Raw genomic sequence first — 2,757 nt, forward strand, 5'->3', positions numbered from 1 at the left:
GGCGAGTACGCTGCTGCTGCTAATAGCAAGTCCCAGAATAAAAGCCCGAATGGGTGTGAAGATCGTCTTGAGTGTATTGGTTTTCATAAATTTCAGCCGAGCTATGCTAATATTAACATCAATAATTAAATATAATAGCTCAATATTACTTTTCGGGTGGAGCGGACAAAATTATAGAAAATTGTAGGTTGGGTTCTTGCGATAGCGAAACTCAACAAAGTGTTGGGTTTCCTAGCGTCAACCCAACCTACGAAAACTAGAGAATTGTAGTGTTGGGTTTCCTAGCGTCAACTGTGCCTAATCTACCCTACTATTAAATTAGTTTTTATTATTACAAATCTAATCCAAATTCCCAAATTATCTCATTCACCATTGGGTAACGCACCCTAGTAACTTGTAGTTATTTTATCACTTGGCACGCTTCCCAATCGCATTTTGATTTCGAGAAATTCTCGCACCACATCTTTGACATCTCGGAGTTCTCCTTCAACTAAATAGTTTAATTTTCGCATTTCGTCTGCCGAAATCAGACCGTCTAGTTGCTGAATTGCCTGACGCAATTGGGGATATTTTTTCAAAGTTGCAGAACGGACAATGGGAACGGCTTCATAGGGAGGAAAATAATGCTTATCATCCTTTAAAACGACTAAATCCAACCGCGCAATTTGCCCATCAGTTGAATTCCCAGCTACCATATCGACTTGCTTTTGGATTAGCGCTCGATACATCAATCCTAAATCCATCACGCGGGGTGATTTGGCAAACTGTAAATTGTAGGTTTTAGCCAATCCGGGAAATCCATCTTCGCGTTCTAGGAATTCGTAGCCAAATCCGCCTCGCCATTGCGGTGTATACTTTATAGCTTGGGAAAGTGTTTGAATATTCAAATCTCTCGCATCTTTACCGCGTATAATTATAGCAAAAGTATTTTCAAATCCGAGCGATGGCATTACCTCTAATTCAAACTGTTTGGCGTAGGCTTGTTGCAAACGCTGATAAACAATTTTGGGATTGCTAATCGGTTTCTGTTTCAAAACACCAGTGAAGGCTGTTCCCGTATATTCGACATAAGCATCGATTTGACCTGCTAAAAGTGCTTTGTGACAAACATAGGTAAATCCCAAACGAAAGCGACGGTCAACTTTTAAATTAGTTTCTGTTTCGATTTGTTGGGCTAAAATTTCGGCTAAAATTTCTTGTTCGGTGAAATCTTTAGCGCCGATAACGATATCGGCACGATTGTTGCTGACTTTGGGGGTGCAGCTGCCGATCGCTAACGTCAAAGTTAAAACCAAAAGGCACAATACCAAAAATATTTTTTGTTTCATTTTTCATTTTTCCTTGCGCCAGTTGGTGTTAAGCGATTTTCCAACCAACCGATCGCCAAATCGGCGACGATCGCTATGACTGCGGCGGGAACTGCACCGGCCAGAATCAGTTGATTGTTGACTACCGAGATACCTCGAAACACAAATACACCCAAACCTCCAGCACCGATCGCCGCAGCAATGGTTGCGATACCGATACCGATCACTGTCGCGACGCGCACTCCCGCCAAAATCACACCCATTGCCAAGGGAATTTCTACTTGAAATAGTAGTTCTCGATCGGTCATTCCCATACCGCGTCCAGCTTCTCGAATTGCAGGATCGACGTTGCTAATCCCTACGTAAGTATTGCGGATGATGGGCAAAAGGGAATACAAAGTCAGGGCGACAATTGCTGGGGTGTCACCAATTCCCCCTATGGGTGGCGGGATGGAAATCAGAAAGCCAAATAGCGCCAGACTGGGAATGGTTTGCATGATGTTGGCCAAACCTAAAATCGCTGGGCTGAGTTTTGGTTGACGGGTAATGAGAATGCCAAGGGGAATGCCCAGGAGTGTCGCGATCGCAATCGAAATTCCCACCAGAAATATGTGTTCGCCAGTGTGCGATAAAATTTCCGAACCGTAACGAAATAAGAAAAAATCTTTCATAGTTTTGGCAAACATTCCATAAAAGCTTGTGCTTCTGGTTGTGGCGATCGCAAAAATTCTTCCTTTGTCCCCAACAGCACCAAGCGTCCTTCTGCCATTAAACCAATTCGCGATGCTAAAACAAATGCTTCTTGGATATCGTGGGTGACAAACACAACTGTTTTACCCAATTCTTGTTGCAGTCGGCGAAACTCTCTTTGCAATTCCACCCGCGTGATCGGATCGAGTGCGCCGAAGGGTTCGTCCATCAGCAGCAGCGGCGGATCGGCTGCTAGTGCGCGGGCGACGCCGACGCGCTGTCGCTGTCCGCCGGAGAGTTCGTGGGGATAGCGAGTTGCAAATACTTGGGGATCTAATCCAACTAAATGGAGTAATTCAAATACGCGCTGATGAATGCGATCGCGACTCCAACCTTCTAAGCTTGGCACTAATCCCACATTGCGTTCAACGTTGAAATGGGGGAATAATCCAGTTTCTTGAATTACATAACCGATTTGTCGCCGCAACTTAATCGGATTCCATTCCACCGTACTCATTCCTTGTACGCGCACTTCACCTGAAGTTGGTGTCAGCAGGCGATTGATGAGCTTCATTGTGGTTGTCTTACCGCTACCGCTGCGCCCCAACAATACCAAGATTTCGCCACTTTGGATGGAGAAATTGAGATCGGATACTAAAGGGCGGCGGTTTAAGCTGTAGCTGACTTCGCTGAATTCGACAGCGATCGCGTTATTCTGGGGCATCAGTAGGGGCTAGGGGCTAGGGGCTAGGGGCTAGGG

3 protein-coding genes are annotated in these 2,757 nt (G+C 45.2%); all 3 read right to left on the reverse strand.

The window, feature by feature from the left end; all coding sequences use genetic code 11:
• Positions 1–386: 386 nt before the first annotated feature.
• From H6S82_RS27515 to H6S82_RS27525, 3 genes are read right to left on the reverse strand one after another with little or no spacing between them, the layout of a single operon-like run.
• Positions 387–1,328: a glycine betaine ABC transporter substrate-binding protein gene (locus H6S82_RS27515; protein WP_190464783.1), complete on the reverse strand. Its 942-nt coding sequence runs from the start codon at positions 1,326–1,328 to the stop codon at positions 387–389.
• On the reverse strand, positions 1,325–1,978 hold the full coding sequence (locus H6S82_RS27520) for an ABC transporter permease (protein ID WP_190464782.1): 654 nt from the start codon (positions 1,976–1,978) through the stop codon (positions 1,325–1,327). The genes H6S82_RS27515 and H6S82_RS27520 overlap by 4 nt, the downstream gene beginning before the upstream one ends.
• Positions 1,975–2,721 carry an ATP-binding cassette domain-containing protein gene (locus H6S82_RS27525; protein WP_190464781.1) on the reverse strand — a complete coding sequence of 249 codons (747 nt, stop codon included), beginning with the start codon at positions 2,719–2,721 and terminating at the stop codon, positions 1,975–1,977. The genes H6S82_RS27520 and H6S82_RS27525 overlap by 4 nt, the downstream gene beginning before the upstream one ends.
• Positions 2,722–2,757 lie beyond the last annotated feature (36 nt).

The sequence above is a fragment of the Planktothrix sp. FACHB-1355 genome, from assembly GCF_014748295.1.
Lineage (GTDB): Bacteria > Cyanobacteriota > Cyanobacteriia > Cyanobacteriales > Aerosakkonemataceae > Aerosakkonema > Aerosakkonema funiforme_A.